The 13,501-nt window shown below is 55.1% G+C and carries 13 protein-coding genes; 10 read left to right on the top strand and 3 right to left on the bottom strand.

What is annotated here, in order from left to right; genetic code table 11:
- Window positions 1-234: 234 nt before the first annotated feature.
- From Q1Q75_RS20955 to Q1Q75_RS20980, 6 genes are all read left to right on the top strand, one after another.
- Window positions 235-543 (top strand): type II toxin-antitoxin system RelE/ParE family toxin, encoded by a 309-nt coding sequence (locus tag Q1Q75_RS20955; RefSeq protein WP_300674888.1) that lies wholly within the window; start codon window positions 235-237, stop codon window positions 541-543.
- Complete coding sequence (locus Q1Q75_RS20960; RefSeq protein WP_300674890.1) at window positions 540-815, top strand: helix-turn-helix transcriptional regulator; 276 nt, start codon at window positions 540-542, stop codon at window positions 813-815. The genes Q1Q75_RS20955 and Q1Q75_RS20960 overlap by 4 nt, the downstream gene beginning before the upstream one ends.
- 592 nt (window positions 816-1,407) lie before the next feature.
- A complete protein-coding gene (locus tag Q1Q75_RS20965) occupies window positions 1,408-2,481 on the top strand; it encodes a PTS transporter subunit IIC (protein ID WP_300674892.1) in 1,074 nt (357 codons plus the stop codon).
- A 145-nt stretch (window positions 2,482-2,626) separates the two neighbouring features.
- Entirely contained in the window at window positions 2,627-2,908 is a 282-nt protein-coding gene (locus Q1Q75_RS20970; RefSeq protein ID WP_300674894.1) for a type II toxin-antitoxin system Phd/YefM family antitoxin, read from the top strand.
- Window positions 2,905-3,231, top strand: a complete 327-nt coding sequence (locus Q1Q75_RS20975; RefSeq protein ID WP_300674896.1) for a type II toxin-antitoxin system RelE/ParE family toxin — start codon at window positions 2,905-2,907, stop codon at window positions 3,229-3,231. Before Q1Q75_RS20970 ends, Q1Q75_RS20975 begins: the two co-directional genes overlap by 4 nt.
- Before the next feature lie 865 nt (window positions 3,232-4,096).
- Window positions 4,097-4,723, top strand: a complete 627-nt coding sequence (locus Q1Q75_RS20980; protein WP_300674898.1) for an MBL fold metallo-hydrolase — start codon at window positions 4,097-4,099, stop codon at window positions 4,721-4,723.
- Between the two features lie 828 nt (window positions 4,724-5,551).
- Here the strand turns inward: Q1Q75_RS20980 and Q1Q75_RS20985 are convergent.
- Together Q1Q75_RS20985 and Q1Q75_RS20990 are read right to left on the bottom strand one after the other, a co-directional pair.
- Window positions 5,552-6,322, bottom strand: coding sequence for a DUF364 domain-containing protein (locus tag Q1Q75_RS20985; protein ID WP_300674899.1), 771 nt, complete (start codon window positions 6,320-6,322; stop codon window positions 5,552-5,554).
- A 256-nt stretch (window positions 6,323-6,578) separates the two neighbouring features.
- Entirely contained in the window at window positions 6,579-7,691 is a 1,113-nt protein-coding gene (locus tag Q1Q75_RS20990) for a substrate-binding domain-containing protein (RefSeq protein ID WP_300674901.1), read from the bottom strand.
- 230 nt (window positions 7,692-7,921) lie between these two features.
- Between Q1Q75_RS20990 and modA the strand changes: the two genes are divergently transcribed.
- From modA to Q1Q75_RS21010, 4 genes are all read left to right on the top strand, one after another.
- Entirely contained in the window at window positions 7,922-8,695 is a 774-nt protein-coding gene (gene modA, locus Q1Q75_RS20995) for a molybdate ABC transporter substrate-binding protein (RefSeq protein ID WP_300674902.1), read from the top strand.
- Window positions 8,695-9,393 carry a molybdate ABC transporter permease subunit gene (gene modB / locus Q1Q75_RS21000; protein ID WP_300674903.1) on the top strand — a complete coding sequence of 233 codons (699 nt, stop codon included), beginning with the start codon at window positions 8,695-8,697 and terminating at the stop codon, window positions 9,391-9,393. Before modA ends, modB begins: the two co-directional genes overlap by 1 nt.
- Before the next feature lie 264 nt (window positions 9,394-9,657).
- A complete protein-coding gene (gene modC, locus Q1Q75_RS21005; RefSeq protein ID WP_300674904.1) occupies window positions 9,658-10,410 on the top strand; it encodes a molybdenum ABC transporter ATP-binding protein in 753 nt (250 codons plus the stop codon).
- A gap of 942 nt (window positions 10,411-11,352) precedes the next feature.
- The gene (locus Q1Q75_RS21010; RefSeq protein ID WP_300674906.1) at window positions 11,353-11,892 is read left to right on the top strand and encodes a response regulator; all 540 of its coding nucleotides are present in this window, start codon (window positions 11,353-11,355) and stop codon (window positions 11,890-11,892) included.
- 909 nt (window positions 11,893-12,801) lie between these two features.
- On the opposite strand, the gene Q1Q75_RS21015 is transcribed toward Q1Q75_RS21010, so the two are convergent.
- The coding region (locus Q1Q75_RS21015) for a PDZ domain-containing protein (RefSeq protein WP_300674909.1) at window positions 12,802-13,501 on the bottom strand (700 nt) is incomplete at its 5' end.

Here is a 13,501-nt window from a genome sequence, read left to right on the forward strand (position 1 = left end):
GGCGCTCGTAAAGTTTGTTAAACCGATTTACTTCTTTTTGGTTCATGGTATACTCCTTTTTGTAGTTGCCCAGAAGTGGGCAAGTATAAAAAAGAGTATACACTATTTTGTCTTTTTCCGCCGCGTAGCGGCTTCGTCCAACCACACACTCAATTGACAGAAGTTCGCATATAAGCTAACATTTTGATTATGCGAAAGATCACTTTCTACCGAACCGAGAACGACAAATGCCCCGTGGAAGCGTATCTTGATACTCTTTCCAACAAGGAGGTTGAGAAGGTTTTTTTTGTTCTCGACCTGATTGAGAGCCAGCCTGTTGTCCCACGCAAGTTCTTCAAGAAGTTGGAATCAACGGATGGTATCTGGGAGGTCAGAGTTCAGTATGCGAATAACATCTTCAGGCTGTTGGGGTTTTTTGATGGAGAAAAGCTTGTGGTCCTTAGCCATACATTTACCAAAAAGTCTCAAAAAATACCTAAAAAAGAGATCAACACAGCCCGGCAACGAATGAGAGAATATCTCTTACGAAGGAATGCCTTATGAGTGACGTGCAAAAATATAAAGCCAAACGAGCCTCAAAAGATCCCGATTTCTGGAAAGACTACGATGAACGTTTTGCAACGTTCAGGTTGGGTGCCCTGTTGAAACAGGCCAGACAGGAGGCTGGAATGACTCAGGAGGAGATCGCCCGCGAGCTCCAGACCACCAAGTCCGTGATCTCAAGAATGGAGAACCACGCCACGGATATTCGTCTTTCAACCCTCGAAAAGTTTGCCAAAGCCCTTGGCCGCCGGATTCAAGTGTCGATTATTTAGTCCGGATATTTCATGAGAAAACGACGCCCCAATTCCTTCTAATCTATCTTCCCTGTTTGAAATCTGACCGGATTTGTGGTTAAACCCGAAGGGTTGAAATGCATGGCAAGGAAGAAGGAACAATACGAAGGCACAAGCGATCGCAAAGCCCAGCGGTAACCTGCTTTCAAGGTGGCTCACCTTGCCGCCGGAGGCATTGTTTTTTGTTCTTTTATTTTTTTCCTTCAAACCTAAGCAGTACACAGCGACTGCGGGAATAAATCAGCGTCAAAAGAGTAACCCGGCTCGCCCGAAGGGTGAGAAAATCAGACAGAATACCGTAGATTACATTTTGCATTTTTGAAACAGCTGAAAATATTGCTGCAAAGAACTGTCATTACGATTTATTCCTTGGTCCTAATTGTTTTCTCATGAACTATCCGGGGTAAGAGCCTTCGTGCATAAGAGTCTCGGTCTATTTTTAAAACCTGTTTATCAAACTTTCTTGTCGCGCCGTAGCCCTTGGGCGAAGGCGGATCAAAAGTTTGGCCCCCGGCGGGGCCGCCGGAGGCAGCAATGAGCTTTAAATCATTTCAGGGGATGGAGCGGCAGTATGTCACAGACGAGTTTATTTAGACGGTTTATCAATCGATATCTCATTGACGGCTTAAGCGGTATGGCGCTCGGCCTTTTCTCCACCCTGATTGTGGGGCTGATCATCAAACAGATCGGTGCTGGGATCGGGGGCACGACCGGGGGCGTGCTGCTCCAGATCGGGGGGATGGCCCTGGCCATGACCGGGGCGGGCATTGGCGTGGGGGTGGCCCACAAGCTGGGGGCACCCAACCTGATCATTTACGCCTCGGCGGTCACCGGGATGTTCGGGGCCTTTGCCGGTAAAATTCTTGCCGGAAGCGTCTTTGTGGGGCGGGCGGTGCACCTGGCTGGCCCGGGAGAACCCCTGGGAGCCTTTATTGCGGTGCTGGCGGGCATTGAGGTGGGACGGCGAGTCTTTGGCAAGACCCGGCTCGACATCATCGTCACCCCCATGGTCACCCTGATCAGCGGCGGGATCATCGCCCTTCTCATCGGACCGCCCATCTCGAAATTCATGGCCTACCTGGGGGACATCATCCTCTTTGCCACCCACCAGCGCCCCTTTATCATGGGGGTCACCATCTCCGTCTTCATGGGGATTTTCCTGACCCTGCCCATCAGCTCGGCGGCCATCTCCATTATTCTGGGACTCAAAGGCCTGGCCGCAGGTGCCGCCACCGCCGGATGTGCAGCCCAGATGGTGGGCTTTGCCGTGGCCAGCTACCGGGAGAACAAGATCAACGGCCTCTTTGCCCAGGGCCTCGGCACCTCCATGCTCCAGATGCCCAATATTGTGAAAAACCCGAGAATCTGGATCCCGGCCATCGTGGCGAGCGCCATCACCGGCCCCATCGCCACGGTTCTTTTTGTCATGGAGAACAACCCCAGCGGCGGCGGCATGGGGACATCCGGGCTCGTGGGCCAGATTATGACCTGGAACACCATGATCGGCTCGGCAAATCCCGTGGTCCTCTTTCTCAAAATCGCCCTCATCCACTTCATCTTTCCCGCAGCCATCGCCTACGGCGTCTCCGAATGGCTCCGACGCATCGGCTGGATCAAAGCCGGAGACATGAAACTGGAGCCTTGATGTTGAAAGAAAAATGAAAAAAACATGCCTCCGGCGGCCAGGGGATGATCCCCTGGACCCCAGGTTGATAAACAGGTTTTAGGAGTTAAACAACCTTGACGACCGGTCCTTATTTGGTATGATATTCAGATCGGAGGTAACAAAGATGAATATTACAGATGACATAAAGCCTGTGACGTATTTGAAATCAAGGGCCGCAGATTTATTGAACCAAATCAACAAAACCCGTCGGCCTGTCATTATCACCCAAAATGGCGAGCCCCGAGCTGTTCTTCAAGACCCTGAGAGCTATCAAAATATGCGCAACGCCATTGGCTTGTTAAAGCTGATCTCTCAAGGTGAAGACGATGTGCGAAATGGAAGGACACGACCCCAAGAGGAGGTGTTCAAAGACATTGAGAACTCTCTGAAAGAAAAGTTAGCATGAAGGCGGCATATACGGTCCGCTGGACGACGGTTGCTGAGCTCGATTTAAAAAATATCATTGCGTATATCGCTGCGGATCATCCCCAGAATGCCTTACAGATATTTCAAAAAATCAGGCTGAAAGCATCCCACCTTTGCAGCGCCCCTGAAAAAGGCCGCATCGTTCCTGAACTTCAGGGCCAGGGCATATCCCAATACAGAGAGTTAGTTATCCCGCCTTGGCGACTGATCTATCAAATCAGTGAACAGAAAATCTTTATGTTGTCGGTGTTAGATTCACGTCAGAATATTGAAGATATCCTTTTAAAAAGGTTCATTCGCTAAGAGTGTTAGACGGGTTCAAAATACCGTTTATAGCCAAATAACACCGGGACTGATTAGCTGAATATGTTCGCAAATGGGATATCGAAATCATTTGACACCCTAACGCTTCGGGTTAGGTGATCTGACCTGTTTTGGTTCCCCTATTTTTTTGTCGTTGTTCCCTGTTCGTGATTTTCGTGCCTTTCGTGGTTCATGTTGTTAGGCTTTTCATCGTTTTAAGACGGCCAAAAATTAATAATCATACATTGGATCGCCTGAATTCCGTTGGGATTTGACCTGAGGAACGAGGGGCAAAGCCCAGCGGAAACCTGCTTTCAAGGTGGCTCACCTTGCCGCCGGAGGCATTGATTTTTGTACTTTTATATTTTTCTTGCAACCTAACGACTTCAATATATCGAACAAACATCAAAAACATAGGAATGACCACGAACCACACGAAAGACACGAAAAAGGGCTAAGGGCCAAAAGCCCAACCTTTGTCTTCACTCTTCACCGGCTTTCTCCCATCGGCGTTCATCTGCGGCCAATAAGGGTGTTCATGTGGGAGACCATCCCCAGGCAGAACCCTGGAACAAAAAAAGCAGCACAGGAGTGCGGCGCTCCAAAAACTCGGGTTCGATACGTTATTCAACCCCTTACGAGCGTTGGCCAGCCGGCAGTGTTTTTAAGGCCTGTTTATCAAGCCCAACCCATAAAAATTGGCAAAAGTTTGGCCCCCGGAGTTATTCCGGTTAATCTCAAGAGGCACCTCCCGATGCGCATTCGCAAACCCGCTTTCAAGGTGGTGCCACCTTGCCGCCGAAGGCTCATTTTTTATTTTTTCTCTGTGCCTCTGTGGTTCATTGCCCTTTCTACAGGAGAGTTCATGAAGATACATCAGATTCCATTGGGGAAGATGGCCAACTTTACCTACATCGTAGAGGATGAAACGACCCACCAGTGCGTGTTGGTGGACCCGGCCTTTGAGGTGAAGCGGATATTGCGGGAAGTCGAGATCCTGGGGCTCTCAGTGGTGGGACTCATCAACACCCATTGCCACAGCGATCACACGGCGGGAAACCGGGCGGTGGTGGAGGCGACCGGAGCGCCCCTGATGATTCACCGGGACGACGCAAAAGCCCTGGCGGGAATTGGGAACCGGACCCTAACGCGGGCGATGGGCGGTAAGGGCTCCCCCAAACCCTCCCGGCTGTTAAAAGACGGCTCCGTCATCGAGGTGGGAAAAAGCATCTTAAAAGTCCTGCACACCCCGGGGCACACCCACGGCGGAATCTGCCTCTACGCTCCGGGCCATGTGATCACAGGCGACACCTTGTTTGTGGGAGGTGTGGGCCGCACCGATCTTCCGGGGGGAAGCCTGAAGGTCTTAAAACGCTCCCTTCGAGAGAAGATCTTTACCCTGCCGGAGAACACGGTGGTGTGGCCGGGCCATGACTACGGTAAAAAAACCACGTCCACGGTGGGCCGGGAGAAAGCGACGCTGAGGATTTAGGATGCCTCCGGTCTGACAGCACCCTACGCTTTTCGTCTTCCCCGCGCAGGCGGGAATCCATGGTGGTTGTGAGAAAACGTATGTGTTGTGTCTTTTTACGGTGAGGCAACCCGAGCATGGATCCCCGGTCATCCGGTTGTTCCTGCGTTGCAGGGTGTTTCAGGTTACGGTCAGGCCGTATGCAACGACTCCCCGGAGAGCCGGGGAAGACGATTCCATGGAGCATGGCGGCCTTTTTGATACGCACCTGTTTCTGTCTTTGTGGGCCCGGCCGGTTTGACGGTAGAAGGTGCGGGAGCCGCACCCTACGCGGTGATGAAAAGACGTGACGTATTGGCCTTTGAATCTTTCTGTCATTTGCCTCGAACGACCTGGCGAAGGCAAAGACACCTCGAAAGCGGATTGCACCGCTCTGGGCGCGCCGTGCTCCGTCGCGGCTTTTTTGGCCGGGAGCTTGGCCCCGACTTGGACCACAGAGACAGCCAAAACTCTCCTCGCATCCGTTATCATATCCCAACGAGAGGCGCCCTCCAACCGACATCGCGTCAATGCCGCGGCGGAGCACGGCGCGCCCGAAAAACAGCCCCTTGAGATGACGGAAGAAGCGCAGCGATAATCTGCTTTCACTGTGTTTTGCCTAAGTGGCTTTGCCAGCTTTTCCGACCCCTTCTCAGCGCTGGCACTCGCCACACACAGCGCATTCACAAACCCGCCTTCGAGGTGGCTCGCCTCGCCAACGGTCTTCACGGATATTTTATCTAATAAAACATGACGAAGCGTGAACAACCAAAATTGTTGGCCACGGGCGAAGCCCGTCAGCGAATGTGATCAGCCCGAGGTACGAGGGCTGGGAGCATTCGCGATGCAGACTTTTCGGCTGAAGCGGTGGATCACCGGGGTGCCCTGGCCGTGTCGGACGGCTTTGAGGACGGCTTCGTGGTCCACGGGGACGGTACCGGCCAGGATGCTCACGGGCAGGTGGGAAAAGGCCTGGGGGATCACGGGGGTACTGGGGCCGAGCATGATGATCCGGGTGACGTCCGGGGCGAGGTGGGATAGAACCTCTTCGGTACTCTGGTTGATAATCGAGGTAGAGGTGAGCAGGAGGACCTCGGTCCATCCGTTGAGTTTTGCGTAGAAATCGACCCGATCCCCCACGCCCTGATCGTTATCCAGTATCTCCACGAGGGCGCCGCGCGCTTTGAATTTTTTCATGAGGGGCCGGAAAAAGCCCACCATGGAAACTCGGGTGTCGGGACCGATAGCAAAGGCATCCATCCACCCACCGTCGCTGGTATCGTCGGGAAGGCCGGACGCCTCGTGGTAGTTCAGGGCGTTGACCAGGGCCAGGGCCATCCCGCGATTTAAAGGAGACGGGTCTTTCAGCAGGGCCAGCAGCTCGGAGGCGGGCTGGCCTTCGTAGTCTTGATAGGGCCCGGATTTTCCGCATCCGAGCGCGGACGGGTCGGTCCAGGCCAGGCCGATACCGCCGTCATCGGTGGTCACGGCCGTGTATTTCAGGCCAAGGGTCACGGAGGTCACGAGGGTACGGCTCGCTTTATCAGAAAAATGGGCCAAGAGGTTCTGGATCAGCTGCATGAGGATCTCCTGAGAATTAAAAACAAGCCTTCTATGGTTAAATTGGGCAGGGAAAGCCTGCCTCCGGCGGCCAGGGGATGATCCCCTGGACCCCAGGTTACGAATGCCCTCTCCCTTCGTTCCTCAGGGTGAGGACATTCGCGAAGGTTTCTGGAAAATTGAGCAAAACCTGTTTATCAAACTTTCTTGTCGCGCCGTAGCCCTTGGGCGAAGGCGGATCAAAAGTTTGGCCCCCGGCAGGGCCGCCGGAGGCATCTTACACAATCATTTTACCGGTCACAGCCCCGTCATACCCGGGCAGGCTGTCGATCTCCCGACGCATGGCCCCAGACTGAAGCAGGTCCAAAAGAGCGTTGACGGCGGGATGGGTTTCGAGGTCAACGGGAATCACCAGATCGCATCGGGCCACGGCCATGGAGACAAAATCCAGGTGCCAGGCTTCGGCGACGCCTTTGAGCCCCAGAGCAGCATCGACGGCGTTGCAGGCGACACGTGCGGCACCGTCGCCATGGGAGGTCACCGGCGTGTGATACCCGGCAATGGCCTCTCCGGGGACACCTGCGCGCATGAGCTGATCATCGAGCAGGACCCTCAGGGCTGCACCGGGCTCCCGGTTCACGAATCGAATGCCGGGTTGAGCCAGGTCTGCGGCGGATCGAATGCCCAGGGGATTTCCCCGGGCCACCATCAGCCCCTCCTCCATGAGAGAAAAGCCCACCACATGATTGGGCGTGCCCTTCATTTTTTCTGCGACCATCACCAGGTTGGCTTCTTCCCTGCCGGTGTTGTGCAGATGGGTGCCTGCCAGGTGCGCCGCGCCTTGGGCCAGCCCTTCCAACGCCTTTGTACTTGAGGCAAACCGGCAATGAACACGGGCATTTGAGATCTTACGGGAGAGATGCTGTTCGATCATGCCAAAGGCAGGGTCACACCCCATTAGAATCAGGGTCCGGTCCAGAGTGGCTTCGGAGGTGAGCATCACGGCGCTTTTTTTATCCGATGCCATCAAGCCGTCGGCCGAACAGAAGCCAAAGGGCATGGCACCGGCCCCTTCCAGAGGAAGGCCCACCAGTTGATTCCGTACTCGCGCCAATGCCAGGCGTGACGAGGATTCGGCCTCACCGTGAACCAGGTCAAGACGCTGAGTCTCCGGTGGGGCATGATCCACAAAGAGATCTTCCACCCGACAGTCGAAAAGGCGTGCCAAGCGAAGTGCCACAGCGGTATTTGGCAGGTATCGCCCCGATTCAATGTCATAAACAGCCTGACGACGAATGCCTGCTTTTTCGGCCAGGTCCCCTTGAGTCCACCCCTTATTGAGGCGGTACGTCTTAAGATAACAGACGATATCGATCTCCAATGGCGCCATGCTTCTCCTTTTCAATAATCATTGTTTAAAAAAATAATTGACTGATTCCATAGCAAATGCAATGAGAATATGTCAAATGACGTTTTAAAACGTCATGCGTACGATGAAGGCACACCCGAAGGGATTTCCGGTTTTGGTCCCTTGACATCCACCCTGATGGCGAAGCACCCCCGGGCGACATCCGGACATGAGACCTCGTCATCATCCACTCACAAAGGGATGAATAAAAAATGAAACCTTCAAAAATGGCGATTCACCTGTTTACCGTGGCTTTGATCCTCCTCGCCAGCCTGGGCGTTGCGCAAGCCGATGTGGTCGTGTTTGCCGCCGCCTCCACCACAAATGCCGTCACAGAACTCGGAGAGCTCTACGAAGCCCGAAACCTGGGGCATATGACCCCCTCCTTCGCCTCCTCCTCCACCCTGGCCAAGCAGATCGGCAACGGCGCCCCCGCCGACGTATATCTTTCCGCCAACACCAAGTGGATGAATTACCTGGAAAAAAAGAAGCTTCTCACCAGAGAAAGCCGGTTTGACCTTCTGCGCAACCGGATTGTTTTGATCTCACCCGTGGCGGGTTCCCTTGCCAACATCGATATCCACCCGGGTTTTTCACCCGCGGCGGCCATGGGCTCGGAAGGACGGCTGGCCATGGGAGATCCCACCCATGTTCCGGCGGGCATGTACGGTAAAAAAGCCTTGGAAAATCTCGGAAGTTGGGGAGAGGTCAAGGATCGCCTCGCCCCCATGAAAGATGTGCGGGCAGCCCTGGTGCTGGTTGAACGCGGAGAGGTTCCCCTGGGACTGGTTTATTCCACGGATGCGGCCATCTCTTCCAAGGTCCGCGTGGTGGGCACCTTTCCAGAGAGCTGTCACCCGCCCATTGTCTACCCGGTGGCTGCGATCGCGGGTGGGAATCAGGCAGAAGCGGATCGCTTTCTCGCGTTTCTACACACCCCCGAAGGCCAGGCCGTGTTCGTAAAATACGGGTTCGGCGTCAAGTAATGGACTTTTTTGCCCTCACCGCCCTGGAGCGGGAAGCCGTCACCTTGAGCCTCTGGGTGGCCGGTTGGGCCGTGGCCGTCAGCCTGCCCGTGGGTATCTTGACGGCCTGGGCCCTCGCCCGGGGTCATTTTCCGGGGAAAACCCTGCTTGAAGCCCTGGTCCACCTGCCCCTGGTGCTGCCGCCGGTGGTCATCGGATATCTGCTGCTGGTCCTGCTCGGGCGAAACGGCCTTATCGGGGGACCGCTCTACGAGCACCTGGGCATCACCCTGGCCTTTACCTGGAAAGGAGCGGTTCTGGCCGCTGCGGTCATGGCCTTTCCCCTGCTCGTCCGTGCCGTGCGGCTCTCTCTCGAGAACGTGGACCCCGGCCTGGAGGCCGCCGCCCGAACTCTGGGTGCCGGGCCGCTGCGGGTTTTCTTCACGGTGACCCTGCCCCTGATGGCCCCGGGCATCCTCACCGGGACCCTCCTCGCCTTTGCCCGGAGCCTGGGCGAGTTCGGCGCCACCATCACCTTTGTCTCCAATATCCGAGGTCAAACCCAGACCCTGCCCCTGGCTCTGTACACCCTGACCCAGGTGCCGGACGGAGAGACGGGTGCCATGCGCCTCTGCATCCTGTCCGTGCTCATCGCCATGGTGGCCCTGATCATCTCCGAGACCCTCTCCCGCAAAGTGGCAGCGCGCATGAAGGCATGACAAGGTGGCGAAACCACGGTAGCGAAAACCACCTTGAAAGCGGGTTTGCGAATGCTCTACGGCTGTTGGGACGTTGGGCACCTCGCGTCCGCATTCGCGTGACGGGAGAGGGATAAAAGCAAACCCTTATGTCACGAGTTGGCGACGGTGTGGGGGATGTAAGGTAGGGTGTGCTTGCGCACCGCCGGAGCACCGAAACGGTCATGAAAACCCATATACGGATGCCCCCCACGCAGCATTGCAATGACAAAAGGAGACCCCTCGGTGTTAACCCTCCAAATTACCCACAGGCAGGGCCAGTTTGCCCTTGATGTCGACATGGAGGCTCCCGGAACGGGAGTTACCGCCCTTTACGGGCCTTCGGGGGCGGGAAAGACCTCCATCGTCAACATGGTGGCGGGCCTGCTCCGGCCCGATGCCGGGCGCATCACCATAAACGGTCTCTGCCTTTTCGACGCAAATCAAAAAATTAATCTCCCGCCGGAGAAGCGGCGTATCGGGTATGTCTTCCAGGAAGGCCGCCTCTTTCCCCACCTTTCGGTTCGCGCAAACCTCACCTACGGCATGCGTCTCACCCCGGCTCGCATTCGCTTTGTGGATTTTGATGCGGTGGTGGAGCTCCTCGGCATCGGCCATCTTCTCTCCCGCCGCCCGGCCGGGCTCTCCGGCGGAGAGAAGCAGCGGGTTGCCATCGGGCGAGCGCTTTTGACCAGCCCGGCCATGCTGCTGATGGACGAACCCCTGGCCTCTCTGGATGCCGTACGCAAGGACGAGGTCATTCCCTTCATCAAGCGCCTGGGGAACCACGTCTCCATCCCTATCCTCTACGTGAGCCATGAACTCAACGAGATTCGCTCCCTGGCCACCCATATGATCCTCCTGGAGGAGGGGCGACAGGTTGGCTCCGGAACCCCGGAAGAGCTGCTCTCCAGGCCGGAACTCGGTGCTCTTTGGGGCAAGAAGGGGACACCGCTTGACTGCGGGCCTGCAGCGGCACAGATGAGGATGTCACGTTAAAAGGCATCTGCACGACCTGTTCACGGCAACCTGCCCAAAAACATGAAACCCCCGGGGCACCGTTGCCTCGGGGGTTTCACACCACTACAATTTAGGAGAATATAAGGATGAAGTTTTTTTCTGAAAATTCCGACAGGACTTTTCAGTTGGAGGTACTTCGGTTCCCGAAGGTTTTTGGGGGGGCGTAAAGCCCCCCCTCAACCTAACGGAGATAGGAGGATGAAGTATATATATAAACACCGTAACGGTCCGGGCCACCGGGCCGCGATGAGGAGAGTCCTTAAAAAGAGCTTCTGAAGGTCCCGGCTTAAAGGGATTCCCAATAAAGGGGGAAAAGAGGTTTTTTTCGGTTGTTTGCGTTTTGTTTGGCTAAGCCGGGCCTTCAAGAGGCTTGGTCTGGTTTATTGCAACCTGCATGCCAAATATAGATAAAAACCAAAATTATTTGATAAGCAGCTATTATTAAATAGAAAAAATTCTTACCCCTTGATAGATGCTGGACCAACACCTTCTTTTCAATACCAGACCCACCCACCACCATGGATATTTTATAACCATGTGGTTACCCAGAGGCGAGGGGGATTGGTTACTTTTTAACCATACCTTCCCCGGGTCTCCACAAAAACCGAGGTTCAGATGTCTCAAAATACGCCCACGAAGCCGTACCCCTGAGGAGCATGGGATGATTTATCCCTGAGGAATACAAGCGCCTTACGGGCGTCCACCCAACCATTCCCTGCCGTCCATAAAAAGTGTCTCCCACGCTGGCACCGGTCTTGCTCTTTGAAATCAAGGGGCAGCGGATAGCGCCAGCCATCACAGATATCCAGGTTTTCTAAGGGGCGAACAACAGCAAAGAGCCCTGCCGCAGAGCGACCTGAAGCAAGGGCAATGACGCGACCCTCACCCGGGTCATCCGACCCCTCACGGAGGCGACAGACCATGACAAAAAACGTCACCATTCTGATTGCAGATGACGACCCCTCACATCGGATGATGCTGAACACCCTGCTCACACAATGGGGCTATACCGTCTTTGAAGCCCATGACGGCGAGATGGCCATTGAAAAGGTCAGGGCGCAAAAATTTCATCTCATCCTCATGGACATCCGCATGCCCAAAATGTCCGGCCTGGACGCGATGGCGGTCATCAAACGAATCAACCCGGCCCTCCCCATCATCATCATGACGGCCTACGCCTCCCTTGAAACCGCAGAGAATGCCTTGAAAAACGGAGCCAGCGCCTATCTCTCCAAGCCCATCGACTTTGATCACCTCCGCCTCGCCATCACACGCACCACAAAAAACCTGAACCCCCTGGAAGAAACCCTGCAAAGGCAACACACCCTGACGCAGCCCTTGATTCGACATACCGCCATCACGCCAAACACCATGGTGCCCCAGTTTCTCGACAGCCCGGCTCAAGGAATCACGCACAGCACCACCGCCATGCTCTCCGGGGGATCGAGAACCGTTAAATAAGACGGCGCAGAGTCCCTTGCCATGCAGCCACCCTGCCCCCCCAAAAAAACCGGAAAGGTGCCGCTGTTGCGGTGCGCCCTCCCAAAGGAATCACAACGCCATAAAGCCCATGCACGGAGGTTTCTTACGCGGCTCAGAAAAGATAAAAGATGTTGGTTTTTCTTCTATAAGCAGCTCAAAGACAGCAACGTGAAGAATGAAATGCCGGCATTGGTTATCGTTTGGGCCGCGACCTTTAAAAAACCGATAAAGACGGGCCGAAACGGAGCGCCGCACTCCGGTGCGGCTTTTTTTTGCCGGAGGATTGCCCCCACCCCGAGCCACTATAACACCCCAGATTAGCCTCACATCCCAACGAGCGACGCCCTTCCAACGGTATCGCACAAATGCCGCGACGGAGCACGGCGCGCCCGAAAACAGTCACTCTTCCGCTCTTGTGAAATCAAAAGAGCCTCTGGTGGTAAGGGGTAAGGAGAGAGTGCTCAAGCACATCCAGTATGACGACGCATTGCCATCGGTGACGGGGGTTGTAAGGCAGGGCGTGCTTGCGCACCGCGGAAGGGACTCAACGGCCATGAGTCCTGCGTAAGGAGGCCCCTCACGTCGTCCAGAAAGGGCAAAAAATACTGTGTTTTTTTTTGGGGGGGGGAGAGAGATAGTGCGCAAGCGCACCCTTGTATCGAATAGGGGGGGGGATGGCTTCGTCACCCCCCCCGCCTGAGGGAGATTGGGCCGAAGAGTGACGCCCGTCTCAAAATAATTTCCGTGGGTGCCAGGAGGGCTGAGGAGCCCTCCTGGCACCGTATGGAAATCAGGAGGATGAAGTCTCTATGTAAACACCATATGAACGGCCCGAGCAACCGGGCCGCGATGATATGATTTCAGGTTAACACTCAGCGAGGTTTCAGCTTATTTAACAAAGCGAACCAGGGCATACCCCCGTCCCCGTCGGATAATCAGCATGTCCACCTGATCACCCTTTTCGATCCCGTCCAGCACTTCAAAGTAATCATCTTCGGCCTTAACGGCCTGATGATTCACTTCTTTGATGATATCGCCGTGAACCAGGCCGATCTCACTCCCCTTGCTGCGGGGTTTCACGCCGGTAATCAGGACACCCTGAGTATCGGACAGATTGTAGCGCTTGGCCATCTCCGGAGAGATGGAGGCGATATCGATTCCCAAATCGGCGTCTCCGCTGCCCATGCCCCTGGCACCAGCGGCTCGGCGGTCCACACGCTTGGCGATCTTCACTTTCACGGTTTTCTCTTTGCCGTTTCGCAGAAAGGTCACCTTCACTTTATCGCCCACTTTCTGGGATGCGACGATTCCGGTGAGATCTTTAAGTGATTCGACTTTCTTGCCGTCGATGGAGACAATGATATCTTTGGCTTTTATACCCGCCTTCTCCGCGGGGTCCCCCTTAAACGCATCCATGATCATGACGCCTTTGGGGCTGGACAATCCGTAATATTTCGCCACCTCTCCTTCGATCTCCTGGATGGCGACTCCGAGCCATCCGCGGGTAACGTTGCCATCCTCTTTAAGCTGGGCGATGATGCCGGCGGCAAGTTTCACGGGGATGGCAAAACCAAGGCCCTGTCCCCCC

Source organism: Desulfoluna sp. (genome assembly GCF_030145185.1).
In the GTDB taxonomy this organism is placed as follows: domain Bacteria; phylum Desulfobacterota; class Desulfobacteria; order Desulfobacterales; family Desulfolunaceae; genus Desulfoluna.

Coding starts and splice junctions, on each gene's coding strand:
- Q1Q75_RS20960 (WP_300674890.1), top strand. CDS start 540: ATGAGTGACGTGCAAAAATATAAAGCCAAACGAGCCTCAAAAGATCCC.
- Q1Q75_RS20990 (WP_300674901.1), bottom strand. CDS start 7,691: ATGGCGCCATTGGAGATCGATATCGTCTGTTATCTTAAGACGTACCGC.
- Q1Q75_RS20975 (WP_300674896.1), top strand. CDS start 2,905: ATGAAGGCGGCATATACGGTCCGCTGGACGACGGTTGCTGAGCTCGAT.
- Q1Q75_RS20970 (WP_300674894.1), top strand. CDS start 2,627: ATGAATATTACAGATGACATAAAGCCTGTGACGTATTTGAAATCAAGG.
- modB (WP_300674903.1), top strand. CDS start 8,695: ATGGACTTTTTTGCCCTCACCGCCCTGGAGCGGGAAGCCGTCACCTTG.
- Q1Q75_RS21010 (WP_300674906.1), top strand. CDS start 11,353: ATGACAAAAAACGTCACCATTCTGATTGCAGATGACGACCCCTCACAT.
- modA (WP_300674902.1), top strand. CDS start 7,922: ATGAAACCTTCAAAAATGGCGATTCACCTGTTTACCGTGGCTTTGATC.
- Q1Q75_RS20965 (WP_300674892.1), top strand. CDS start 1,408: ATGTCACAGACGAGTTTATTTAGACGGTTTATCAATCGATATCTCATT.
- Q1Q75_RS20980 (WP_300674898.1), top strand. CDS start 4,097: ATGAAGATACATCAGATTCCATTGGGGAAGATGGCCAACTTTACCTAC.
- Q1Q75_RS20985 (WP_300674899.1), bottom strand. CDS start 6,322: ATGCAGCTGATCCAGAACCTCTTGGCCCATTTTTCTGATAAAGCGAGC.